Origin of the sequence: Cryptosporangium phraense, assembly GCF_006912135.1 — a bacterium.
In the GTDB taxonomy this organism is placed as follows: Bacteria; Actinomycetota; Actinomycetes; order Mycobacteriales; family Cryptosporangiaceae; genus Cryptosporangium; species Cryptosporangium phraense.
The window spans coordinates 120,339-143,415 of sequence record NZ_VIRS01000016.1 but is presented as its reverse complement, the minus strand read 5'-3'; the positions used below and the strand labels follow the sequence as shown (position 1 = coordinate 143,415).

The following is a 23,077-nucleotide window of genomic DNA, read 5'->3' as shown; positions in this document are numbered from 1 at the left end:
GCCGATGGTGTTGGCGCACTGCCAGTTCGGGCAGCGCCCGTCGGGGCCGGGCTGGTGGGCGGCGGCGACGTCGTAGGCGAGTTTCCACAGGAGCAGGTCGGTGACGTCGTCGGGTATCGGGGCGGTGTCGCTGGGGCGTGCGCGCATGGGCGGGGTCATGGCAGCGTCTCCGGTCGGCGTTGAGTGAGGTGCCGAGTGCTGCCCGGTCCGGCCGTCGGGTGTGGGCGGCCGGGCCGGGCGGCGGGATGGATGGACGCTCCACTTGTGCTGGGGAGTCAAGTTCGCGCGGTTGCCGGTGTGGCGGGTTCGAGGCCCGATGGGCGCCAGTGGGCTGTCGGCGGGCGCAGGTGCGTGTCGTGTTTCTGCGGGTCGACGGCGACGGTGGTGCTGTTGCGGTGGTGGGGCCCTGGCCGAGGGGCGGTAGCTGCTGGCTGGCGGCGCGGCGCCCGTTAGCGGTACGGGCGGCTCGGCGGGCGCCGGCGTCGTGGAGTTGCGCGACCGGGCCGCCGGGCCCGGTGGGGATCAGCCGTTAGGTCTCCGACATACCCGGGGGTTAACTCGGCTGCGTACGCCATCGAGGTTAGCCACATTTGCCAGGCGTGCTCCATGCCCGACAGTCCTTGCGCGGTCTGCGGCACCGACGGAGTGGCCCGGGCCGCGGGAGGTTCTGCGACCTTGGTGGCAGAACCTTGTAGTGTCCGTCACCGCCAGCGACGGTAGATACACCGAAACGGTTGACAACGAATGGGCGCCGCGATGAAGACCCGTGTGTTCTACATCGAGGACGACCACACCATCCGCAGTGTGATCGTGCGAAGGCTAACTGAATATGGCTACGACGTTGACGCCGCCGGCACCGCGATGGCCGGCCTGCGAGCGGTGACGACGAAGCAGTACGACGTCGTCCTGCTGGACCTCGGACTCCCCGATCTCGACGGAGCCGACTTACTGAGGATGATTCGCGCGTTTGCGGACCTTCCGATCATCGTGGCGAGCGCACGCGACTCCGAACGCGAAATCGTGGCCCTACTCAAGTCCGGCGCAGACGACTTCCTCGTCAAGCCGTTCTCTCTCGAGGTCTTGGTCGCGCGTATCGAGACCGTCATGAAAAGAACGCGCCGCCTGGCTAGAGCGGCGGACCAGGTCTACGAAGACGGCGTCCTCCGGCTCGATCCCGGCTTGGCTGCCGCGCACGTTGCCGGCGAACCGCTGCGCCTGACCGATGCGGAATTCGCCATCCTGAACCGGTTAGCACGCCATCCCTCACACATCTTCCGCACCGCCGAACTTAGCCGCCTCGCGGACAGCAAAGAGCTAAAGTCCACGATCTCGCGCCTGCGGCTGAAGCTGGATCGCACCCCACTAGGTGGCGCCGTCATCGCAAGCGTTCGCGACGTCGGCTATCTTTACCGGCCTCCCGACCCGCCCGCACCCACCGATGCCCAGCACACAGCGGCCAATGCGGGCGACGTGCAGAACGCCGTACGCGACGAGCGCCGCCGCATCGCACGCGACCTTCACGACGTGGTCAGCCAGCGACTATTTACGATCAGCCTAGAATTCCGCGAGTTCCCCGTAGAAGGCCCGGAAGCGCTCCGTCGGCGGGACGAGCTGGCCCGCCGGATCGACGAAGCCAACCGCGAACTCCGCGCGATTGTGCTAGCGCTGGACATTAACGAGGAGACAGAAACAATCGCCGCAGCGATCAGGCACTGCGTGGCCGACTACACCCGACAGTTGGGCTTCGCTCCAACCGTCGTCATCGACGACGCCCTTAACAGCGCGGCCGACGATCGCAACGGGCGCCAGTTCGACATCCCGACCGAACTGGAACGAGACCTGACCGCCACCCTACGAGAAGCACTCTCGAACGCCGCCCGGCATTCCGCAGCCACAGAGGTCGATGTGTCGGTCCAGGTCGACCCCGCCCGGATGCTGTTGACATTGTCTGTCATTGACAATGGAATTGGCCTGCCTGCGGAACGTCCACAGACCGGCGGCCTAGCCAACATGGCCGCCCGAGCCCAGCGCTGGCGCGGCGAGTTGGAACTCCTCGAAGCCGACGGTGGGGGCACCGAGTTGGACTGGACCGTTCCTCTTCGAGCAGCAATAAGCCGCTGACCGCCACGTTCGAAGGGGATACGTCCTATGGAACCCTGGGCTAAACAGATCGGGCTGACGGTCCGAGCCGCTCTACGCGGTTGGCCACAAACGCTACGTCTATGCCTTCTGATCGTGATGACCGGCGCGATCGCGATCGGTGGCCAATACATGCTCGGACGCTAGCCACCGCGGCCGAGTCGAACACATGGAGGTCGGGTGGGCGTGACCAAGGTGCGGCGGGGGATCTCGGCCCAAATCTGCGGCCCGCGTGAAGGATTCGGGCCGGGCCCGTTATCCGGCACCCGCGAGATGTGGCGGTATGGAGTAGGGAGGCCGGTACGGCCTCCTGGGCCGGCCGCTGGGTGTGTGCGGCCGGACCAGGCGCGGGACGGATGGACGCTCTGCGTGTGCCCGGAGGTCGAGTTCGTGCGGGCGAGGCAAGGTTAGAGGGGCGGTACTGAGTGGCGAGTGGAGCGCAGGTTACTGCGCGTTACGGCGTCGGCAGGACAGTGTCTTGCCGGTGACAAGTGCGGCTGGGTGCGGCGTCGCTGCCGGTCGACGGCGATGCTGGGGACTGCCGTGGAGGCATGGTCCTGGCAGGGCGTCGGGGAGGTAGGGCTGACGGCGCGGGCGCCGGGGTGTGGCTTGGGCTCTGAGGTTCCTAGCTAGCAGCGTGGTATTTCTCGACGACGTCTGCGGGGATGCGGCCGCGAGCGCTGACTTGGAGGCCGTTGCGGTTGGCCCAGTCGCGGATGGCCTGGTTCTGTTCCCGGTCGGCTTTCCCGATCGGGGCTTTCGGAAGTGCCGCGGCGGCGCGGGCCCGCGCGGAACCGGTCGATTTCCCGGTTTTGCGGGCGACGGCGACGTAGCGTGCGAGTTCGTCTCGTAGCGCTCCGGCGTTGTCAGCGGAGAGATCGATCTCGTAGTTGGTGCCGTCGAGGCTGAACGTCATGGTTTCCTCGGCGGTACTGCCGTCGATGTCGTCAACGAGAAGAACTTCGACCTTGCGTGCCATGGATGGCCTTTCGTTAACGAAGAGGGGGTATCGGTAGGTCAGTGTAATCGGGCGTGCCGCGCGCTTTCCCCGGGCTGGTTGCCGCGATTCTGCGGGCGGTTGTGAGGCAGTATTGAGGACTCGAGGATCGGCTGTGTCCGACCGGTGTGAAGTGATGCACGCGCGGACGCCTTCGTGTGCCTACGGTGTGTCTCGCTGATCCGGCGATGAGTGGGTGTTGCATGGGTACTGCGCCGCGCTTCGAAACGATCGGTACGGCGTTGAAGCGCGTGATCGTCATCGCGGATCGGAATAACATTGTGGACAACGCGGAAGGCCTACGATGTAGGGCGGATGTTGCATGTGCAATGGCCGCCCACGCCGGCTTAGTGGAAGGCGTTGGCAGTGGTCGCGGACGCGGCTTCGGGAATGACGCAACACCTGCGGCGAAGCCCTGGTCCGCGCTGTGTGGGACCGACCTGGGGCCGGTCCCGCACGGATGGCGCGCCGTCTTGACTACACGGTGTCCTCATCTTGGATACGTCGGCATTTCGATTCCGGGCGAGAGTGCGCCCTCAACGCGCGGCGAATATTTGCCGAAGGCTGGTGCTGGATCGGAGCGGCGGGCCTGATGCCGGCGCCGAACTCGTGTGGGGCGGCGGGCGTAGGCGCCTGGGTGCGACGTCGGCGCTGTTCAGCGCGGTGGTTGCTGCGTGTGGTCGTCGGCGAGGGGATTGTCGAGGTTGTCGCCGGTCTGGGTGACGTCCTCGTCGGTGACGGGCTGACCGGCCAGGTGCGCGTCGTGCACGTCTGTGTGAGGTAGTCCGTGCGGCCAGGGTCCGTCGGTGGTGTGCAGATAGCCGGTCGCGGTCCAGTGGCAGGGCGCGCCGCAGCTGGAACACCGTCGCGGTTTCGGGTCATGCCCTGCGACGCGCATTGCCTGCTCGGTGATCGGGCTGATCACGATATCGGTGCGGTTGAAGTCGTCCAGTATCCCGGCGTCGGGGGCCACGTCCAGGTCGGCGAGGCTGTTGTCGAGGTCGTAGTCGTAGGGGTTCCCGACAAGGTCGGCCATCGACGACGGGTCAGCGCTGCGGACTGTGCGTGCGATATCGCGGCTGAATGGTTCTCGGGCCAGCAGCGCCAGATCGGCGGCGGTCACGTAGGCGGTCTGGCGTTCAACGCTGGTTTCAGTCCACTCGACGCGATACCACTCGCTGACCGGAGGCGGATGCGGCAGCGGGGCCGGCGGGTCGGGCAGTGGGGCCCGACGCGGCGTCTCGGCCATCTCCGGTGGGATTTCGTGGACGTCTGCGTGCGGCCGTGGCTGTGGTGAGGAGTTGCCGCTGCCACGATCCCGCTGGGTCACTTCCGGTGAGAGTTCCCGGCCCGGTGTCCGGGCCGGCTCATCGGCTACGTCGTGCGGGCTGAACCGTCGGCTGTGCTCCTGGAGTGAACGAATTATCCGGGCGGCTTCCTGCTGGCTGCGGGCCAATTCCTCGGGCGATAGCGGTTCCGGTTCGGGGAAGTGGAGCCGGGAGATCCAGGACCGCGTGCCGTCGTCTGCGGTCTCGACGCCGGTCTCCCACACGAAAGCCGCGGAGGGGGTGACGCGCTGCCGGTCGCGTGGGGAGACCAGCCTCAGGGGGAACTCTGCGGCCTCGTCCGGTTCGCCCGGGTTTTCCGCGAGAATCGCGTGGAATGTGTCGGACCGGACGTGGGTCACGTATCCGCTGCGACGGGTCCTTTGGAGGCTCGGATCGGTTGGGTCGTCGGCGCTTTGATGGGTGTCGTCTGCGTTGTTCATTGGCCTTCGTCCTTCTGGGTGGTGTTTCGCTGCATCGCGGTGGGGGAGTGCAGCTGGATTCCGGTCGAGGGGTTGTCCCGCGTGAGCGTTGGCCGGTTAGCGGCGGGTGAGGGCCTGGGCGGCGGCGCGGCCGATGAGGGCGGCGCAGTCGGCGGGGTCGGCGACGCGGATGGTGGTGGGGCCGGGGTAGGTGTGGATTCGGTCGGTGTCGGGGGTGAGGACCAGGACCGCGCAGCCGGCGTGTAGTAGCTGGGTGAGGGTGGCTTGGGCTTCGGGGATGCCGTTGCCGTGGAGCAGTCCGTCGGAGACCAGGACCAGTAGCCGCGCGGCGCCGGGTGTGGTGAGGCCGAGCAGGCGGTCGGCGACGGCGACGGCGTCGTTGAAGCGGTGCGCGTTGTCGGTGGCCTGCAGGTCGTGGACGTGCGTGGGGCGTTGCCCGGGTGCGGTGAGCACGGTGACGGCCCGTCCGAACGCGATGGTGGTGCTGGCCGCGTGGACGCGGACGGCGGCGTGCGCGAGGATCCACGCGGCGGAGGACATCGGTGGCGCGAAGGCGCGCATGGTGCCGGATACGTCGATGAGCACGGCGATCTTCAGCTCGGGTTCGGGTGCGGGGCGTTGCACGGTGCGGCGCCAGGGCTGCGCGGTGGGCAACGCCCCGGCACTGGCCTGGGCAGCGGCGGTAACGGCGGCACGTGCGTTGAGCCGGCCCGGAGGAACTACGGTCGCGATGGGCGTACGGACGGGTTCGCGGGTCCGCGCGCGGCGCAGCAGCGCGGCCAGCTGCCCGGCGGCTTGCTGCTCGGCGGGCCGTGGTGAGCGCGGTGTCCATCGCGCGGGGATCGGGCTGACGGTGACGCTCGCGCCGGGATGCCCCAAACCGGAATCCCCTGTGCCGGAACGCCTTGAACCTGAATGCCCTGTACCGGAATCCCTTGTGCTGGGAGGCGGTGAGGGGAAGGGACTATTGGGGGAACCCGGCGGATCGGGTTCTGACGGTCCGGGGCTGGGGATGCGTCCGGCGATTGCGTCGAGGACGGCCGCGATGGCCTCGGCGATGCGGGTGCTGGTTCCGGCGTTCGGGTCGGGGATGGCGGGCTGCTGGTCGGGGTCGATGCCCAGCACGGCGCACCAGTCGCGGGCGTGGGCGTGCATTGCGGCCCCGTCGGTGTCGCCGGTGGCTAGAGCCGCGCGCCAGATCGTCCGGAGTTTCCGCAGCCGTGGACGTCCGAGGACGCGGGTGACCGCGGCGCGGACTTTCGTGACGTCGGCGGAGGTGAGGATCCGGGCGTCGACGCGGGCGAGCAGGAGCCCGGCGGCGTAGGCGGCGTTGAAGTGAGTGTCGGTGGGGGCATCATTGGTGTCGATGATCTGGGTGACGGCGTGGCGGAGCCATTGTTTGTCGCGGGGCCGGGAGCGGCGCTGGCGGTTCTCGGCGCGGGACTCCTCGAGGAGGTCGGCGACCAGGGTGAGCACTGGTGGTGTTCCGGGCGGGCTGGTCCAGTGGCTGGCGCGGGCGTGCGCGGCCTCATGCACGAGGGCGCCGTAAGCGGTGGGCACGGTCTTTTTGTGACCGGGCCGGCGGGGGTCGGTGACGGTGGGGTCGCCGATGAGGTCGGCGTCGACCTCGATGGCCGCCCGGGCGGGGAAGAAACATGCGGGTGAGCCGTGACCGGCGCCGGGTGCGACGGTGACGGTGAGGTCGGTGCGACCGGCCAGGATGTGTGCCTGCCGGGTCCAGGCCTGCGACCAGCGTCCCCAGCCCGACCGGACCGGTGGGACTGGCGGTGGGCCGGCAGCGGCGCCGCCCGGGCTGCTCTGGCTAGTTGCGCCGCCGGGGCCGGCGGGGCCGCTGGGGCTGGTGGGCCTGGTGGGGCCGGTGGTGTGATGAACGTGCGGCGTGCGAGGCGCCATGGGCGTCCTTCCGGGTGGTCAGGGTGTTAGCGCTGGTCGCCGAGAGTCAGCGGTGTGACGGGGTGGCCGAAGACGTTGCTGAGCAGGCCGCGGACGACGGGCCGGTCTTCTTCGGGGGTGATGGCCAGGAGGTTGCTGACGGCCGCGTCCGGGCCGAGTGCGGTGGCGATGTCGCGGAAGCCGATGAGTTCTCGGAGCTGCGGCGCCCAGCCGATTTCCCCTCGGGCGAAGGCTTCGTTGAGGCGTAGTGCGGCCTCTCGTGCCTTCAGCGGGACGCCGAGGGAGGCAGCGAGGCGGAAGTCGGTGGTGACCTCGATATGCACGCGCAGCCGGGAGGCGAGCGCTTCGGTGAGCACGGCGCCGTGGACGCCGGGGTTGTGGCCGAAGAGCACGTAGAACCCAGGCTGGGCGTGGACGGGTTCGTTGCGGTAGGCGGGGATGGTGATGCGGCCGCGGCCGTCCATCGCCGGATACAGCACGGCCAGCACGCGGGGCGGGATGAGGGTGCCGTCGTCGACGAACAGCACCTTGCCGCCGCGCATCGCCTCGACCAGGGGCCCGTAGGTGAAGGTGAACGAGCCGTCGGGTTCGGCGACGTAGCCGCCGAGGAAGTCGTCGATGGTGGCGTCGCCGGTGCCGGTGACAGTGATCAGATCGGCACCGTAGGCGGCTTCGGCGAGCGCGGTCTTGCCGGTGCCGGGTGGCCCGTAGAGCAGGACCGGCAGCTGCTTGACCCGCAGGTCACGCAGGACGTCGACGTCGAGGCGGCCGCCGGTGAGCTCGCGGGGGTAGTACCAGGAGCCGCCCGGCCGCTGGACCGCGCCGGGGCGCGGCGGTTTCGGACCGGCCTGGGTGGGAGCGGGCGGTGTGGGGTCTGACGGAGGAGTGGAGCCGGGGCGCCGTGCGGCTCCGGTCACGAGAGGCGCCGCACCCTGCTGCTGAGCTGCGGTTTGCCCATCGGGGGTGATCTGCCAGCGGCGTGGCGAGCCGGGAATCAGCCGCATCAGACCGTGGTCGGTCAGGGCGGTGAACGCTTCCCCGACCGCTCCGGAGGATCGGCCACCCAGGCGCGCGGCGGCGATGGTGACGCTCAACTCGACACTCGGGTCCGAGGCTGCCAGGGCCAGGACCTGCGCGCGGAGCTGGCCCGGGCGCAGTTTGGGGAGTCCGCCGGCGTTGGTCGCCGGCGTCGCGGACGCGGGAGTCGGTGGTGGTGTCGGGCCGGTCATCGAGGGGGCCTGCTCGGATCAGTGGCTGCGCGGGACAGCACACGGATAGCCGCGAGAGGGCCAACGCTCAAGTCGGCCGCGATCACCCCGTCGTGAAGAGGGTGGGCGGTAACGGTCATGCCTGCCTCCAGCGGGAGTGGTGGGCAGGCTGCCGTGCGCTCCGTTCCCGGAGCGCACGGCAGCGCGACGGGTGGGCACATCGGCGGGGGGAGCAGCAGAGGGCAGCGCGAGATGGTGTCCGGGAATCTGGTGGCGCGGACGGCAGCACCGCGACTGCGCACCGACCTGAATGTTTCGGAGAGCCCCTTGGGGCGGTGCTATCCGGCCGCCGAGGAAGGCCGCGGCGGCTGTGGTGGTGGGCCGAGGAGTGGCTGGGTCTGCGGCGGATGGAGATAGCCCTCGTCCCAGGGGAACCGTCCGTCGCGGTCGGGCCAGACGATCTGCTGGAGCTGCACCGCCTCGGGTCCGTAGCGGCCGACCGCCGCGCCCGGATGAAGCTGGTCGGTAGCAGGGCCCTCCACGATGACGACGGCGTAACCGTCGAGCAGGTCAGTGATCTGGTCGCCGGCGGCGAAGGGTTCGGCGCGAGTGACCACCCGGCCTGCCATTTCGTTGAGCAAGGCGTGGGCGACCGCGACCGGCAGTCCCGCGATGACTAGCTCGGGGTAGCCGTAGGCGGTGAGGCCGACGGTGTAGGCGAAGGGCTGCGGGTCCCCACCCGCTGTGGTTCCGGTTTCTGTGTCGTCGGTGCTGGTGTCTTCGGTGTGGGTGTCTTCGGTGTCGGCGGGTTCGGAGGTCGGGACGACGGCGGTGACGGCCCAGCCGTAGCGCTCGATCATCGCGCTCTGACGCTGGTAGAAGGCGTCGGCTCTGCTCACCGGATTTCTCCGAGGTGCAGGACCGTGACGATGCGCGCGGCCAGCGCCGGTAGGTCACCATCCCGTGGCAGCAGAACGCCGTGGTCGGCGGCCAGGTCGACCAGCCGGTCCCGAGAGAGGGTCTGCGGCGCCTGTAGCGGCGGGATCTCACTGAGAGGCTGAGTCAGCCAGCCGGTGAACACGCTGGTGGACCCGGTGTCGGTGTCGTCGAGGTAGGGGGTGACGTCGAGCCATCCGGTGCCGGTCCACAGTTCCCAGCGGCCGGTTCGGTCGTCGGTGAAGTCGGGGTCGTTGAGTTCGGCGGCGGCGGTCAGCTGGCGGCCCAGATTGAGCGCCGCGGCGGTGGTGCGGGGCGCCGGCCAGACGGCGATGCTGGTGAGGAGGTGCAGGCCACCCGCGTCGAGATAGCGGGCGAGGGTGATGCTCCTGGTGGTCATTTCGGCGATCAGCGCTGCGGTTTCGGCGTCGGTGACTAGCGTCTGCAGCAGTTGGCCGGCGGTGAGCGGTGTGCCGTCGAAGGTGGATTCGGCGGCGTAGCCGCGGAGGTCGTGCTCGCTGAAGTCGGGGCCGAGGAAGGTCACGGTCACCTCCTCGCCGGCATCGAGGACGGCGACCGGCTCTCCGGCGTACTCCAGGCCCAGGACGCTGAGGGAGTCCTCGCGGAGGTGGGCGAGCATCAGCGGCCTGGCGCGGAGCCGGTCGTCGGCCAACCGCACGCCCGGCACGTGCTGCAGCGGTACCCACCCGGGCCCGCCGGAGGGTGCGGGCAACGGGCCGTGGATGCGGTCGCAGGCGTAGGGATCGACGGGGTACCAGCCCCAGTCGGGCATCCGGTAGCGACCATCACCGTCCGGGTGTATCCGCCGCACTGCCGTGTAGTCGCCGGACCGGACGCGTTCGTCGATGACGATGACGTCGTCGTCCCAGAACATTCCGGCGGCCCACCTCTCGACGGCGTCGTCGGCGGCCGCGGAGTCCAGTCCGGTGACGGCGATCCGTTCCCGAGCGTGTGCACGCCGGGCCTGCTGCGAGGCGACGATCGCCTCTGCGGTGGTCCGGTCGCAGTCGAACACCGTGCCCTCGACGGTCTCCTCGAGCAGGACACCGACGTAACCCTCCGCGTACCGCGCCAACGCGCCGAAGTCGCCGTCGCCGTCGCCGGTGGGGGCGTCGTGGGGAAGGTCGGGGTCGAGAAGATGCCAGCGGTGGGAGAAGACCGCGGTGCCGCCGGCGGTGAGTCCGGCAGGATCGAGGTGGGCCAGGTCGCGGTCGTCGCCGGTAGGCCCGGCCAGCACCCGGCAGAGGTCGATGACCCGGTCTCGGAGCGCCTCATCGAACGAGCGGCTGTACACGTGCCGCAGCGCGTCACGGCGATCGTCGGTGAGCAGCCGCCAAGCCGGGCCGCGGTCGCCGACCGCCGCCTCGTACCAAGCGGGCTCCTGGACGCGGGTGTCGAGACCGGTGAGGTCACCGACGGTCGGGAGCCGGTCGAGTAGGGAGCGTTGTCCGATCGCGATCGAGCCCAGCAGCCGGCGGGCCTCTCGCGTGATGTGGCGGCGGCGTTCGTATCGGGCACCGGGGTGGGGAGCGAAGTCGCCGATGTTTTCGGCGATCCAAAGGTGTGCGACCTGCTGTCCCCGGCGTGCGGCGGCGGCGGACACCGCGACGGTGGCACGGGTGAAGCGACCGAGGGCGACGAACGGCTCGACCTGATCTGCGCTGACCGACGTGCGGCCGCCGCGGTCCCAGATCACGTCGAGGCGAATCGGGTCCGTGCCGGGCTGGACGATATCCGCATAGATGGGGTGCTGTGCCTCGGGTGCGGGCGGCTCGAGCGAAGCCGCGGGCTGGTCGGCTGCGACCTGCGGAGCGGGCGGGTCGCCGTGGATCTCGGCGACGGTGCCGAGATCACCGGCCGCTAGCGCCCCGTCCCCGGCCGGTGGGGCGATCAGAGTGACTCGGTCGTTGATTCGGTACGTGTGAGCGCTGTGGGTTGTCACTGCGCCGATCCTTTCCGTGGGAGAAACAGGAGGAATCTGCAGCGCGCCGACACCACGGAAGTGACGTGTCGGAAGGCGCTGCGGAAGGGCCGCCGGGCAGCGGGCGCGCGCTGGCCCGCTAGGCGCGGGCCGATGTGGCGGGGCGGCTTATGCGGCGGGCTGGCCTCACGTGGCGCGCGCTGAGGCGTCGGTGGCGCCTACTTAGCGCGGAGCTCGCCCAGCATGCATTCGATGCATCACTGCTCGATTGGCCGGGAGGCGGTGCTATCCGAACTGTGCGCTATTCCCCGAGAGTCTGTACTGACCGACGACAGTGGTTGCTCGTGGCGGCGTCGAGTCGACGCTGCGCATCGAAAGTGCTTGGCCCGAATTCAGCATGCGGCGCCAATGCATAACGCGGCAGTCAACTCGCCTCCTATAAGGTGCCGACCGGCCAAGTCCCATGGGCGGCGAAGAGGTGGTGCTATCAAACCAAATCGGCTGTGCCGAGGCCTGGCTGAGGAGGTCAGTATTTGGGCTTAGATTGTCGATCTCACAGCATCGTTTGTTGCTGTGAAGGCGCGCTGCAGTTCTGAATGGAATTTCTACTGATCAGTGGCGGCATTAGGAGCAGGAGATTCCGCGGAGCCGGATTGGTTGAGCGTCAGAGCCCGTAGCCACGACCACAATAGGTCGATTTCAGCGGCGCTGAGATCGACGGGTAGCCGAATAGTGACCCGTCGCTTGCCGCTCAGAGAGAGTGTGTAATCGTGGACTTTCGCAAGTTCCCGCGCTGTGGCTGGGTTGCGAGAGTAGTTCCTCTGCGTCCAGTTCGGATCACCGGTGCGCCATCGCTGATGCCACGCCCGCCCCCGAGCGAGGTGGCCAGCGTAGGTACGTACGGTAGACGCGGGATCGTTGCCACGATAGCGGCTATCGGCGACGACGCCTTCAGCGAGAGACGCAAGGTCCAGATCGTCGATCGCCGTACTGCCGGGCAGGTCGAGTCGCTGCATAGCGAGCCGCCATGTTTCCTTAGAATTCCGGACAGTTCTCAAGCTCAATTGCAGTTCTGACGAATGATTTTCCATCCAGCTTAAGAAGGCCCAAAGCCCATCGAGGTTGTTGGCGCGGGCGGCGGCTCCCGGGTTTGTGGCGGGAGCTGTATCCCGCGTCTCGGATTGATCGAATTCCTGTCCGTCTGGTCGCGATGCGGTCATTTTGTAAGCCCCCCTTTTAATTCCCTATCGCTCATCGGCAGTAGGTCGGTTGCGAATTCAGCAGTGGATATCTGACGGTTGTTGCGGTTCGGTCCTGCTGGACAAGTGCCTTTTAGCTGCATGACGTGGATGGCGTCGATCATCATGGCTCGTTTGCCCCGAGCGGTGCGCCGCGCGCGGCCATGAACGGCACCGGATCGCGGGCTTGACCGTTTACGTGTGTCTCGAAGTGCAGGTGGGGCCCGGAGGAGTTACCCGAGGAACCGACTTTGCCGAGTGGCTGTCCGGCGACCACCGTCTGTCCGACGGTGACTGCTGGACGCTCGACCATGTGGCAGTACCGCGTGGTGAGCCCAGTGGTGTGCGCGAGCTCGACGTACCAGCCGCATCCCTTCACCTGCGGGTTACCGTCGATGTCGCAGTTACCTGTCGAGGCGTTGCAGGCGGCGGTGATGACGATGCCGGCGCTGGCGGCATGAATGACGGTGAAGCGGGCGACGAGGAGGTCGACTCCGGCGTGGCCGGGGCGCTGCGGTGTCCGGAAGCCGCTGCCGATCGGGCCGCGTACCGGGACTGTCCATCCGGCGGCGCTAACCTGACCGGGAGCAGCGCAGCGCATCGTGGTCTCGTCGGTCGCCAGGACACCGGCCGCGTCGTGGGCGCTGGTGGTGGTGGTGTCCTGGGTCAGGTGGACAGCCAGGAGCGTCGCGACGCTTTCCCATCTTGCGTACCGCTCCGGGAACGCGGAGATCTGAACGGTCTGCGCGATGTCGGCGAGCCGGCGGGTCTCCCAATCCGGTATCCGCAGGAGCTTGTCGTAGAACCGGGTGGCCGCGTAGCGCGGGTCGGCCAGCCGCTGGGCGGGCGTCCGGGTGTCGCCCGGCGCAGCAGGGGTGTCGCCCCAGCCGCTGCTCGGGCGCTGCTGGAACAGGCCGACTGAGTCATGATCGGTGACGGCCGTAGAGTTGTGCAGGAGGCTTTCTTGTAATGCGGTGGCCAGCGCGATGATCCATCCGCGCGGCGGCACGTGCAGTTGCTGTCCGACGTTGATGATCGTGGTGGCGTTGTGCCGTTGATCGGTGGCGAGATCGTCGATCGTGAGCGTCACCGCGGAATCCGCAGGGGGGTCCGGTGCGCTGCACGTGTCTTGCGTGGTGACGCTGGGCAGGACAGCCCCGATGCCTCCGGTGCAGAGCAGCAGTAGTCCGGCGACCAGCGCACCGATTATCGCCAAGGTCCGGCCGGTCATCCGGGGGCCCCGCGCGGAGATCTCTGCTGCGTCCATGGCTTGAGGGTGGGTGCGGTCGCTGGCGATGCCTCGCGCGCCAGGACGCGGCGCAATGTGACGGGGCGCATTCGGCTATGCATGGCGGCACTCCCAGCCGGCGTTGAGTGGTGAGGGGCCTGGTTGCGTGAGATGCGGCGAATGAGCAGGCGAGGGTCAGGTCGGGAAGCGATTCTGTCTCGACGCCGGTCGCTGCGGGATCTCGGGTCTTTAGCGTGGTGATGCGGCGAGTGATTGGATCAGCCAGGCTTCGGCGGTTGGCACGAAGGTGACGTATTCGGAATCCAGTTCGGCGGCTATCTGCCAGATGATTGGCGCGTCGGATGGGATTGCTCGTTCGTCTGCGACCAAGATGAGTCCGGATCGGTGGGGTAGGCGGGCCGCTGCATATTCGGTGGCGACGTCAGCGCCGACGATGACGATTCGGGCTGTGGTCCAGAGTGGCCGGGCAGCGGTTGGGTCGTTGGCAACGTCGACATCGACGCCGGCTGTGGTGGCTAGGCGGGTGAGTTGATCGGTCAGATTCAGTGCGCGCACGCAGATCAACGGTCGCGCGACGGTGGTGGTCACGGTCAGTCCTCCGGAGTGGTGGCGGCCTGGGGCGCGGGTACTGCCTGGTCGCGGGATGAGTGGTTCAGGTGACTCGGTTATCGATCGGTTGGTCACTGTCGGTTGGGGGAGCGCAGGCGGCGCGGTCGGCTTGGGCGGTGCTGGCTTCGGGCGGTTACTTTCCGTGTTTGGTGTTGGCGACCGGGGAGGCGCCGTGGGACGCGAGACGCTCGTCGGATCAGAGGCGCCCTGTCCGTGCGGCTGATCGGAGCGGGCTCGGAGCGAGGGCGGTGGGTGTTTCGCCGCGCGAGGAAGGGCCGCGCGATGCGTGGACGGGGCCTGAGACGCGGTTCCCGTCTGGGCGACGGGCGGGCGCCGCGCCCATGCGATGCACCACGCACGGTGATCGGCACCCGATGCTCTCCTCGTCACGGGGTGGAAGGTCCGTCGCCCCCGACCGAGGGCCTGGGGCGACGGACCGGTGCGGATCAAGGAGGGTGGGGTCAGTAACCCCAGTCGAAGGTCTGACCGACCAGGGTGGGGTCGGTGCATGCGGTGATCGCGACGTCGTACCAGCTGTCACCGTCGGTGTGACCGACCCCGGTGAACGGAACGAAGACGTTGGTGTACGCCCACTCGTCCCAGCCCTCGCCGCAGCGCTGTGCCGGTGGGGCCGGGATCATGACGTCGGTGAAGTCACATTCGGCGTCCGGGTAGAGCTCGTAGGCGTTCTCGACGTGCAGCGAGAGGCGGATCCAGCCGCGCGGCAGGGCACAGACCGTGCAGATGGAAACGTGCGCCCAGTGACGGCTCGCGCAGCCCGGGTCGCTGCATCGCCACCGCAGCCTGACCGCCACGGCGAGCCTGTCCAGCCGCTCCCCCGTGCGTCGGACCCAGCCGTGATGCGGTGCCGCTGATCGACCTGATCGCGTTCGGTGCGCGGCACCGCGGTATCCGCGGCGAGTGCCGTGGTTGCCGCAGGGCGTTGATGGCGGGCTCACCGTTCGTGCTCGGTGGGGTGGCGGCGCTGGTCGCGTGGGCGAGAGCCGGCGGCGTGCGGCCTGCGGCTGGCGGTGGTCGCCACTCCGTGGACGGATCCGCGCTGGGTGTCCTTGGCCTCGTAGAGGGATTCGTCGGCCAGGCGGAGCAGGGCGGGCGCGTCCAGGCCGAGCGCGGACTGGGCGTAGCCGACGCTGCCGCTGACTCGGACCGGCCGCTGGTCGGGGCCCACGAGGAAGGGCTCATGGGTGAGCGCGCGGGTCACGGTCAGCGCGAGGGCACTGGTGCGGTCGCGGTCCCCGGACGTGATGAACACGAACTCGTCGCCGTGCAGCCGGCCGAGGAACACCGCCGGCGTGACCAGCGTGGACAGACGCTCCCCGACGGCTGTGAGGAGCAGGTTGCCGGCCGCGTGCCCGTAGGTGTCGTTGACGGACTTGAACAGGTCGAGGTCGAGCAGGATCACACCGGTGGGCTGGCCGGTAAGCAGTTGCGTGCTGAGGTGATGGAGGATGGCGCGCCGGTTCGGCAGGCCGGTCAGGTCGTCGTGGGTGGCGTGGTGCTGGTAGCGGCGTCGCGCGCGCCGTTCGCGGCGCCAGGCGAGACCGGCCGGCAATCCGGTCAACGCGACGGCGAGGGCGGCCGCTGCGGCGGCCGGGAGCACGGACATCGAAGCGCTCCTTTCGGTGGAGGGGCATGCCGGAGCCGCCCGGGCAGCGGGGCGGGTGACCGTCGCGCCGACCAGGGCTCGGGCGTGGTCTGAGCGATCCGGTGGGGTCTATTCCGCTCCGGCGGCCAGCTGGTAGGTCGCGGGTCGCGCGAGGGTTTGGACGGCGCGTCCGGCGTCGACGAGCCGGTCGAGGGCGAGAACGACGGCGCCCGGGCTGGCGGGGGGCAGGCCGAGTCCGGCCGCCTGGGCCGCTTGGTCGACCAAGCGGCTGACTTCCCCGACCTTGAGTGCGGCGTCGGGACTGGACTTGAGTACCTCGAACACTTCTGCGGTGAGAGCGCCTTTCGCGCGTTTGCTGACGGTGGAGGTCGCCTTGAGAGCTTCCGGTGGGGTCGCTGCCGACGTGGCGGCGTCCAGCGCGGCGGTCTTGTGGCCGGTGGTCAGTTCCTTCTGCCCATCGGCGGTATTGGGCCGGGACGAGGAGGGACGGGAAGGGGAGGGAAATGTGTTCGGGGCTGGTGTCGGCGACGGGACTGAGGGTGACGCGTCGGTGGCCGGTGCCGCGGGCGGGAGCTCTGCTGCCGGGAGTTCCGGCGCCACGATGGTTTTGTCGCGTTCCCGGGTGTCGTGCGGTGCGGCGAACGGCCGGGACGAGTCGCCGGTGGGGGCGCAGGTCGCGGCGGTGCGGTGCGGTTCGGCCTCCGGGTCGTCTGCCGCCTCGTCGGTGGCCGGCGTGGTCGGTCCGGGGGCGCGGGTCCTGCCGGCGGTAGTGATGCTCCACGAGATGCGGCCGTTGTCCTCGCGCCGCTCGGCTAGGCCGTCCTCGAGCAGTGAGCGCAGCTTCGGGCTGGTGGTGGAGTAGCCGACGTCGGCTGCTGCGGCCAGTTCACCGGCGGTGGCTTGTCCGAGGCGAGCGAGGGCGGCCCAGATCCTGTCCCGGGCGGACAGCGCGGTGTCGTCTGCGGCTGGCCCGGCTGTCCCGGCTGTGCCGGCGTCAACTGGTGAGTCGGCGGGATCGGCGGGTATTTCCGGTGGTGCGGAGTCGGTCATGATGCGGTCCTTTCTGCCTGCCCGAGCGGCAGGCCCTGCGCGGTGCGGTGCGGTGCGGTGTGGTGGGGGTGGGGTGGGGTGGGGTGGACTGATGCACGCTTCGCGAGACCGACGAATGCAAGTGCAGCCAGCCGCGCGAATGGCTGCGCCCGCCCGCGGTTGCGATCGGTGGTTGCTGCCGGTGTTGGCCCCAGCGGCGGTGCCCTCCTGCCGAGTGGTCGGCCGTCGGTGTGACTGGTGGCGGGGAGAGGCCGTGCTAGTCGGTCGTTGTGCGGGGGCGTTCTGCGTGCAGGCTGTTGAGGTAGTTGGCGTAGGCGGTGCGCACGGACCGCGGAATTGCTCGGCTTGCGCGGGGTAAGGGCAAACCGGATTCGGGCGGTTGCTGTGCCCACCACGCGCGGAGAACGGCGGCCTCGGGCAGCGAGCCCGCTGCGCGCAGCACTTGCGGGCCGGCAGGGGGAGAGGGGCGCCTGGTGGCGTTGTCGGCGATGAGCGAGTGCAGAGCCGCCCGGAGAGCCTCACGCGCGTCCGGGGCTTGGATGAGCTCATGGGCCGTGCCGTCGGGCTCGACGCGGTGGACGGTGATGTGTTCGGGATCCCCGCCGAGCTCATCGACGAGGTAGACGCGGAGCGACACGAGTGCCTCCGTAGATCAGGGATGGGTGAGCAGACGCTGCGCCGGCGGCCCGGCGCGGATCGGTGGGTCTGCCGAGCCGCGCGGGGGGCGCGAGGGGCCGGGGGTTAGCCGGCCATCAGCCACCACAGGTGCTGGCCGAGCAGCACCGCGACGGCGGAGAACAGACCCGCTGCGACAGGGCTTGCCGCGAGGGCGTTCAGGGGGAAGAACTCGCGGTCGGCCTGGGACGCGGCGGTGCTGATTCGGCGCAGGAGGCGGTGGGCTGCTCGCCGCGGGGCGGGGGCACGGTGTTTACCTCGGGCCATGATGAATTGCTCCTTTGCTGGATGAGGGTGGTTGACGCGATACGAGGCCGGGCCAGCTAGCTGGCCTGATCCGGCGATGCGAGGCGCACCGGCGGTTTGTCGGCGCGGGGCCGTGCGCGCCTTCCGCCGGTTCGGGGATCGGCGCGATCGGGAATCGCCGTGGTCGGTCAGTCGAGTGATGCGCGCCGTCGGCTAATCGCAACTTCAAGGACGGGCGGTGCGCGTTTGTCGGCGAGTCGCGGGTCGGGCGTGCGCGTTGCGGGAGATGGTGTGCGTCAGGGTTGACCGGGGTCGGGAAGCGTCGCGGCGAGCGCGGCCGTCATTGTCGAGGTCCGCCACATGGAGACGGCGTTGCCGGGGATTTCCGCGATGCCGTCTTCGCGTTCCCGCTGGGTGAAGGGGAGCCGAGCGTGCGGGCCCACGCGGTAGGCGGGCAGGTCGTAGTGCTCACGGGCAACGGGGCTTTCTCCGGCGCCCGTGAGGAGACCGAACGCGTCGAGGGAGAGCCCGTCGATGGGGATTTCTTCGCTACCGGTGCAGAGCACGGCGAGGTCGTAGGTGCGGCCGTCGATCAGGGTCGTGTCGGGAAGCGCGACCGGTTGCGCCCGCCGCTGCAGGACGGCCAGCCGCCGCCCGCCGAGGCGGTCGGCTCGCAGGTACCGGCCGATGCCCTGGTATCGGCCGCGGATCTCTTGTCGCCACTGCTCGCAGGTGGTGGGCAGGCCGGGGGCGTACCAGTCGATGCGTTCGACGGTGTCGAGGGCCGCGGCGGACATGCGCGGTGGCGGGGCGATTCCGAGCAGGGATTCGACCGTGCATTTGCCAGAGTCGCCGCCGCCGGCGACGGCGACGCGCCGGACACCGCGCAGCGGCCAGGGGCTGGTCATGCGCTGCAGGAACTGGTCGAAGGTGAGGATGGTGGTGCCGTTGGCGAGGGCCTGGTCGCGGGGGTCGCCGATGCCGCGCGCGTCGATGACCCGTCCGACGCGCAGAGGGCCTCGGTCGGCGATCTGCAGTTCGACACCCTCTTCGTAGTCGATACCCGCTGCGGTCAGTACCTCGGCGTTGGTGACCACGTCGGCGAATTGCGCCAAGGCGACTCGGATGACGAACGCTATGTCGGTGTTGGTCTGGAACTCGGTCATGGACAGGTTGGCGGCCTGGATGGGGGCGCCCGGGAGGTGGTTGGGGTTGGTGGCCTGGTCACCGGCGATGCCGGCGCGTCCGGGTCGGTTGGGTGAGTTGAGCCGGAAGGTCGGCCAGGTGGTGAGTGCGAAGGTGCCGCCGACGCGGTCGCGCTGCTCGAGGACGAGCGGTTTGGGGTAGCCGCTCAGGACACGGATCGCGGCGTAGGTCGCGGCGTGGAATCCGGCGCCGATGATCACTTCTCGGTCGGTGCCGGCCGAGCGCAGCAGGTTCTGCTGGCGGTCCTCGTCCGCCCAGTAGGTGTCCAGGGCGTGGTCGGCGAGCTGGCGGCTGTCCGGGTGGAGGGCCACGCCGGTGAGCTGCGCGGCCAGCGGGGTGGGGAAGTCGGCGGTGCGGTCGCGCACGGCGTCGAGTCCGGCGATGGCGTCGCGGTTGGTGGCGACGGCGGACAGGATGGACGCGATTGCGGCGGACGGCGGGTTGGGGTCGAGCGTCACCGGTGAGGTGCTGGGCATGGGAATTCTCCTGTGGTGTGGCCCGGGCCTATCGCGCGGCGCCGACCGCCACGCCCGGCGGCGTGCCGGGGCGCGGCGGTCGGAGATCGTGATGGGTGCCCGAGGCGGGGATCAGCGATGTGCGCTGAGCGGGGGCCAGCTGTTGAGCTGGGCCGGGTTTCAGGTCGCGCGGGCGTCGGCCGCCGCCGGAGTCGTGTGCCGGAGAGCCTCGCCGCCTCTAGACGCCGAGCCGTAGAGCCCGCGCGATCGCGCGACCCTCGCGGAGCACGGCGGTGACGGCCGGCAGGTGCCGGGCTTGGAAGCTCTCGAGCGCGGTGGGCAGGTCGGCGCCGTGCCGGGAGTGCTGGGTGAGAGCGGCGGTGAGGCCGGCGGCTTGTTCGATGCCGAGGTTGGCGCCCATGCCGGTATGAGGCCGGACTGGGGCGAGGGCGTCGCCGAGCAGGATCGTGTGGCCGCGACCGAGCGGCCACACCATGCGCCGGGGCGCAGGAATGTCCAGGACGGGCGCGGCGGCCCGCCGGGGCGTGTCGGCGACGAGGTCAGCGAGCTCGGCGGGCAGGTGCTCGGCGGCGGCCTGGTCGACCTGGTCGCGGGCGGCCTGCGGCGCGGCGGGCAGATACGCGCGGCGGGTCGGCGTAGTACCGCACCAGGCGGTGTAGTCGGCGGCGTGGGTGTTGAGGTGCATCGTCCAGTCCAGGCCACCGGGAACGGGCGCCAGGTTGAACTGCAGGCCACCGGGCACTGGCTCGTAGCGGCAGAAGTCGGCCAGATAGCTGGTCCGGTTGTCGGTCGGGGCGTCGGTGTGGCCGCGGTGGGCGACATAGCCGGCGTAGCGCAGGCGCCGCCGGGGGTCCAGGATCCGGCGCCCGACGGACGTGCGTCCGTCGCAGAAGATCACCAGGTCGGCGGAGTAAGGGTCGGCGCCGGCGACGGTCAGCTGCGGCCGTCCGCCGGCCAGGTGGAGGTGGGTGACGCGCTGCCCGGTGCGCAGCGTGCCGTCGGGCAGTCGGCGGGTCAGGGCATGATGCAGCTGCGTCCAGGTGGTGTTGCGCCCCGGGTAGAGATGCGTAGCCGGGCCGTTGGTACGGCGATGGCGCACCTCGATCGTGCGGATGCGTTCGGACGGGTGGGTGACGTAGTCGTTTTGGTCAACCCCGGCGCGGTCAAGGATGTCCAGGCTGGGGTGGCGCAGTCCGAGCACACCGCCGCCGCGTTCGGTCACGGCCGGGGCCGCGTCGAGCACGGACACGGCGTCGAATCCGGCGCGGCAGAGCAGCAGCGCCAGGATGGGCCCGGTGATCGAGGCGCCGACGATGAGGATGGCCGGCGGACGGACGATCCGCAGACGTGATGTCCGCAGGTGGCTGCGGGCTGTCGTGGAGCGCGGGGCCGTACGGTGCGGCGTTTCAGGCGGTTTCAGTGAGGACACAGAGAACTCCCTGGCGTGGTAGGACGCGGGGGCGCCCGGGCACGGCGCTGCGGCCGGCCCGGGCGGTAGGTCCGCGGTGCGCGAGAAGCGCGGGGTCGGGCGCGGCGACGAAGGGAAAGAACGGCAAGCGGAATGAGCACGGGCGGGTCACTGCGGGCTCGGTGCCCGCGCGACGATGCCGGTGGGGCCGCTAGCGGGCGGCCGCCCTGGTGCGCGCAGCTGTGGTGCTAGCGGCCGGTCCCGAACTGGGCACCAGGCAGCCACTGAATGCGCCAGCGATCGGGGTGACGGCGCGCGACGGCCATCGCGTCCAGCTGGGCGACGTATCCGTCGGCGGACGGCGAGCCCGGCACACCGGCTTCGGGCAGGTAGATCACGTCGGGGCGCAGCGGCAGATCACGGCATCGGTCCGCGGCGTCGGTGGCGACGAAGACCAGCGACGCCGCGGCCCACTCCTCCAGCGGCGGAGTTCGCCGTTCGTAGTGGTGCAGCTGGTAGCGCGTCTGGCTCGCCTCGAGGTCGTCGTAGAGATCGGCGCTTCCTCCGACGAGCAGCGCGTTCGGGGGCTGGCCGGGGACCCCGGGGTGATGGCCTGCGGCGGCGAGCGCGACCGCGGCCAGTGCCCGGGGCAGGTAGGGCAGCGGCTCGCTGCGGCGGGCGGGCCCGGCGGTCAGATAGTGCCGGATGCGTAGGCCGTGCACGACATTGACGGTCAGTTCGTAGATGCCGCCGTTGCGGTCGGCGGCCCACCCGAGCAGTGGACCGGAATGCCGCTCGGCGATCAGGCAGAACCCGGCGGGCGGCAGAAGGGTCCAGGGGGTGCGCGCCAGACCGCCGGCGACCCACCCGAGGGTTCCGGCGTAGCCCAGGTGCGCCCAGGCGTCCGGGTCGATTCCTTCTTCCACGGCGACCAGTGCGCCGGCGGTGTCCCGGTGCAGGCTCAGCAGAAGCGGATAGGCGCCCGCGCGGGGGTTGAGGGTGTTGAGGGCTGCGGCGAGCGCGGAGGGCGGCAGCCAGGGCTCGGGCACACCCCGCAGCCCAGACCCGGCGGGCATGGATCCGGCGGGCATGGATCCGGGCAGTGCGGGTGGCTCGGGTGCAGCAGAAGGACCGGAACTCACAGGGTGATCAGGCATGAGGAACTCCAGATTCGGTTCGCGTCCGCGGAGGAATCGCTGACGCGGCGCGCCCTCGGGGACGCAGCGGCGCACGACGAAAATGGCCCTCACCGGAGGCGAGGGCTGCGGGACTAGCAAAGGAGGAGGGTGCGGTGCGGCGTGCGGGTCAGGCCCGTTTGCTGGCGGTACGAGCTGCGGCCGAAGCCGCGGCCTGGCGCGATATGCAGCGCCCACCATTACGACCGGATGGTCCGGCCCGCGCTGGCGCTACGTCGGTCGCGCAGAGGGCTTTGTGCGCAGGAGCTTGGCCAGCGTCGTCCAGTTGGGCGTGTCGGGTTGGTCGGCGTCGCTGATGCTGAACTCGGCGAGCAGTGATTCCGCAGCCGCCCGGACAGGCGGGTTGCTGGGTGTGCCGTCGATGGCTGCGGGGACCAGCAGGACCGTGACGGGTCGCAGCGGGAGAGTTACGGCGAGGGGGACGGCGTCCAGATCGACGAGCGCCACGATGGCGTCCATCCAGTCCGTCGGCATGGGCGGGGCGTCGGGGCTGTAGTGGCGGAACTGCAGCCCGGTCGCCGCGGCGAAGGCGGTGGCGTTGGCGACGGTCGCCGGCGAGCCGCCGAGCAGCAGGACGAACGCGGCAGCGCCCGTGCGTACGCGCTGAGGGTCTGCCGGGAAGTGTCCGGCGGTGGCCAGCGCGAGAGCGGCCACTGCCCGCAGGTAGGGGTCGCGGCGTGACGCGGAGGGCTCAGCCGCGTGCACGACCCCGTCGGCGTCGCGGTGGCCCTGCCACATCCGGCCGGACAGGTCGGCGGCCCAGACGGTCGTCACGGTGTCGTGCGGGCTCGGCGCCTGGTGGACCAGCGCGTACCCGACCAGATCCGCAGGACTGGCCGCGTCGTCCTGCAGGCCTGCTTCCTGCGCCCGTCCGAGCAGGGAGGTCAGGGGCGCCTCCAGCATGAGGGGGACATCGTCCGGCTCGGCCTGGGCATAGAGCTGCTCCTCGGCATCGACCCAGAGGGCGTGCACGGTCCACGAGCTGAGGGCGACGTCGAGCTCGGAGATGACCGCGGCGAGCGCTTCCCGTCGCCATGCCGCACTGGGTGCAGCCTGCGTCGAGGGCGCGCATTCTGCGGTGGTGGGTCGATGTCCCTGGTCGGCAGGCGTGCGGGTGTCAGGATCGTCGGGGCTCTCGTGGGTAGGAGACGGAGGTTTGTCGGGCAGGTCAGCGTGGGGGCTCATAGCGGAGC

The 23,077-nt window shown here is 69.9% G+C and carries 19 protein-coding genes; 1 reads left to right on the top strand and 18 read right to left on the bottom strand.

All coding sequences use genetic code 11. The features are described from left to right. Positions 1-768 precede the first annotated feature (768 nt). Positions 769-2,121, top strand: coding sequence for an ATP-binding response regulator (locus FL583_RS22595; protein WP_170323821.1), 1,353 nt, complete (start codon positions 769-771; stop codon positions 2,119-2,121). A 643-nt stretch (positions 2,122-2,764) separates the two neighbouring features. Here FL583_RS22595 and FL583_RS22590 read toward each other — a convergent pair. The 18 genes from FL583_RS22590 to FL583_RS22510 all read right to left on the bottom strand — a co-directional run bounded on the left by FL583_RS22590 (position 2,765) and on the right by FL583_RS22510 (position 23,069). Beyond that, positions 2,765-3,118 (bottom strand): histone-like nucleoid-structuring protein Lsr2, encoded by a 354-nt coding sequence (locus tag FL583_RS22590; RefSeq protein ID WP_142706716.1) that lies wholly within the window; start codon positions 3,116-3,118, stop codon positions 2,765-2,767. A 673-nt stretch (positions 3,119-3,791) separates the two neighbouring features. Continuing rightward, positions 3,792-4,904, bottom strand: coding sequence for a hypothetical protein (locus tag FL583_RS22585; protein WP_142706714.1), 1,113 nt, complete (start codon positions 4,902-4,904; stop codon positions 3,792-3,794). A gap of 96 nt (positions 4,905-5,000) precedes the next feature. Next, positions 5,001-6,818 carry a VWA domain-containing protein gene (locus tag FL583_RS42495; protein ID WP_142706713.1) on the bottom strand — a complete coding sequence of 606 codons (1,818 nt, stop codon included), beginning with the start codon at positions 6,816-6,818 and terminating at the stop codon, positions 5,001-5,003. Positions 6,819-6,844: 26 nt separating this feature from the next. Beyond that, the gene (locus FL583_RS22575) at positions 6,845-7,735 is read right to left on the bottom strand and encodes an AAA family ATPase (protein WP_205752362.1); all 891 of its coding nucleotides are present in this window, start codon (positions 7,733-7,735) and stop codon (positions 6,845-6,847) included. A 629-nt stretch (positions 7,736-8,364) separates the two neighbouring features. Beyond that, complete coding sequence (locus FL583_RS22570; RefSeq protein WP_142706709.1) at positions 8,365-8,886, bottom strand: DUF4262 domain-containing protein; 522 nt, start codon at positions 8,884-8,886, stop codon at positions 8,365-8,367. Positions 8,887-8,921: 35 nt separating this feature from the next. Beyond that, positions 8,922-10,925 carry a hypothetical protein gene (locus FL583_RS22565; protein WP_142706708.1) on the bottom strand — a complete coding sequence of 668 codons (2,004 nt, stop codon included), beginning with the start codon at positions 10,923-10,925 and terminating at the stop codon, positions 8,922-8,924. Between the two features lie 1,195 nt (positions 10,926-12,120). Further along, the gene (locus FL583_RS40275; RefSeq protein ID WP_170323820.1) at positions 12,121-12,267 is read right to left on the bottom strand and encodes a hypothetical protein; all 147 of its coding nucleotides are present in this window, start codon (positions 12,265-12,267) and stop codon (positions 12,121-12,123) included. Beyond that, entirely contained in the window at positions 12,267-13,373 is a 1,107-nt protein-coding gene (locus FL583_RS22560; protein ID WP_142706851.1) for a M23 family metallopeptidase, read from the bottom strand. Before FL583_RS22560 ends, FL583_RS40275 begins: the two co-directional genes overlap by 1 nt. Before the next feature lie 246 nt (positions 13,374-13,619). Then, positions 13,620-13,979 carry a hypothetical protein gene (locus tag FL583_RS22555; RefSeq protein ID WP_142706706.1) on the bottom strand — a complete coding sequence of 120 codons (360 nt, stop codon included), beginning with the start codon at positions 13,977-13,979 and terminating at the stop codon, positions 13,620-13,622. A gap of 482 nt (positions 13,980-14,461) precedes the next feature. Further along, positions 14,462-14,815, bottom strand: a complete 354-nt coding sequence (locus tag FL583_RS22550) for a hypothetical protein (protein ID WP_142706704.1) — start codon at positions 14,813-14,815, stop codon at positions 14,462-14,464. A gap of 140 nt (positions 14,816-14,955) precedes the next feature. Continuing rightward, entirely contained in the window at positions 14,956-15,627 is a 672-nt protein-coding gene (locus tag FL583_RS22545) for a GGDEF domain-containing protein (protein ID WP_142706703.1), read from the bottom strand. Between the two features lie 108 nt (positions 15,628-15,735). After that, the gene (locus tag FL583_RS22540; protein WP_142706702.1) at positions 15,736-16,677 is read right to left on the bottom strand and encodes a hypothetical protein; all 942 of its coding nucleotides are present in this window, start codon (positions 16,675-16,677) and stop codon (positions 15,736-15,738) included. Between the two features lie 256 nt (positions 16,678-16,933). Continuing rightward, a complete protein-coding gene (locus FL583_RS22535; RefSeq protein WP_142706701.1) occupies positions 16,934-17,314 on the bottom strand; it encodes a hypothetical protein in 381 nt (126 codons plus the stop codon). A 104-nt stretch (positions 17,315-17,418) separates the two neighbouring features. Next, the gene (locus FL583_RS22530) at positions 17,419-17,619 is read right to left on the bottom strand and encodes a hypothetical protein (RefSeq protein WP_142706700.1); all 201 of its coding nucleotides are present in this window, start codon (positions 17,617-17,619) and stop codon (positions 17,419-17,421) included. A 275-nt stretch (positions 17,620-17,894) separates the two neighbouring features. Continuing rightward, positions 17,895-19,280 (bottom strand): hypothetical protein, encoded by a 1,386-nt coding sequence (locus FL583_RS22525; protein WP_142706699.1) that lies wholly within the window; start codon positions 19,278-19,280, stop codon positions 17,895-17,897. 217 nt (positions 19,281-19,497) lie between these two features. Beyond that, complete coding sequence (locus FL583_RS22520) at positions 19,498-20,709, bottom strand: FAD-dependent monooxygenase (protein ID WP_205752360.1); 1,212 nt, start codon at positions 20,707-20,709, stop codon at positions 19,498-19,500. A 227-nt stretch (positions 20,710-20,936) separates the two neighbouring features. Further along, positions 20,937-21,737 (bottom strand): hypothetical protein, encoded by an 801-nt coding sequence (locus tag FL583_RS22515; RefSeq protein WP_142706698.1) that lies wholly within the window; start codon positions 21,735-21,737, stop codon positions 20,937-20,939. Positions 21,738-22,094: 357 nt separating this feature from the next. Then, on the bottom strand, positions 22,095-23,069 hold the full coding sequence (locus tag FL583_RS22510) for a hypothetical protein (protein ID WP_142706697.1): 975 nt from the start codon (positions 23,067-23,069) through the stop codon (positions 22,095-22,097). Between the last annotated feature and the right edge of the window lie 8 nt (positions 23,070-23,077).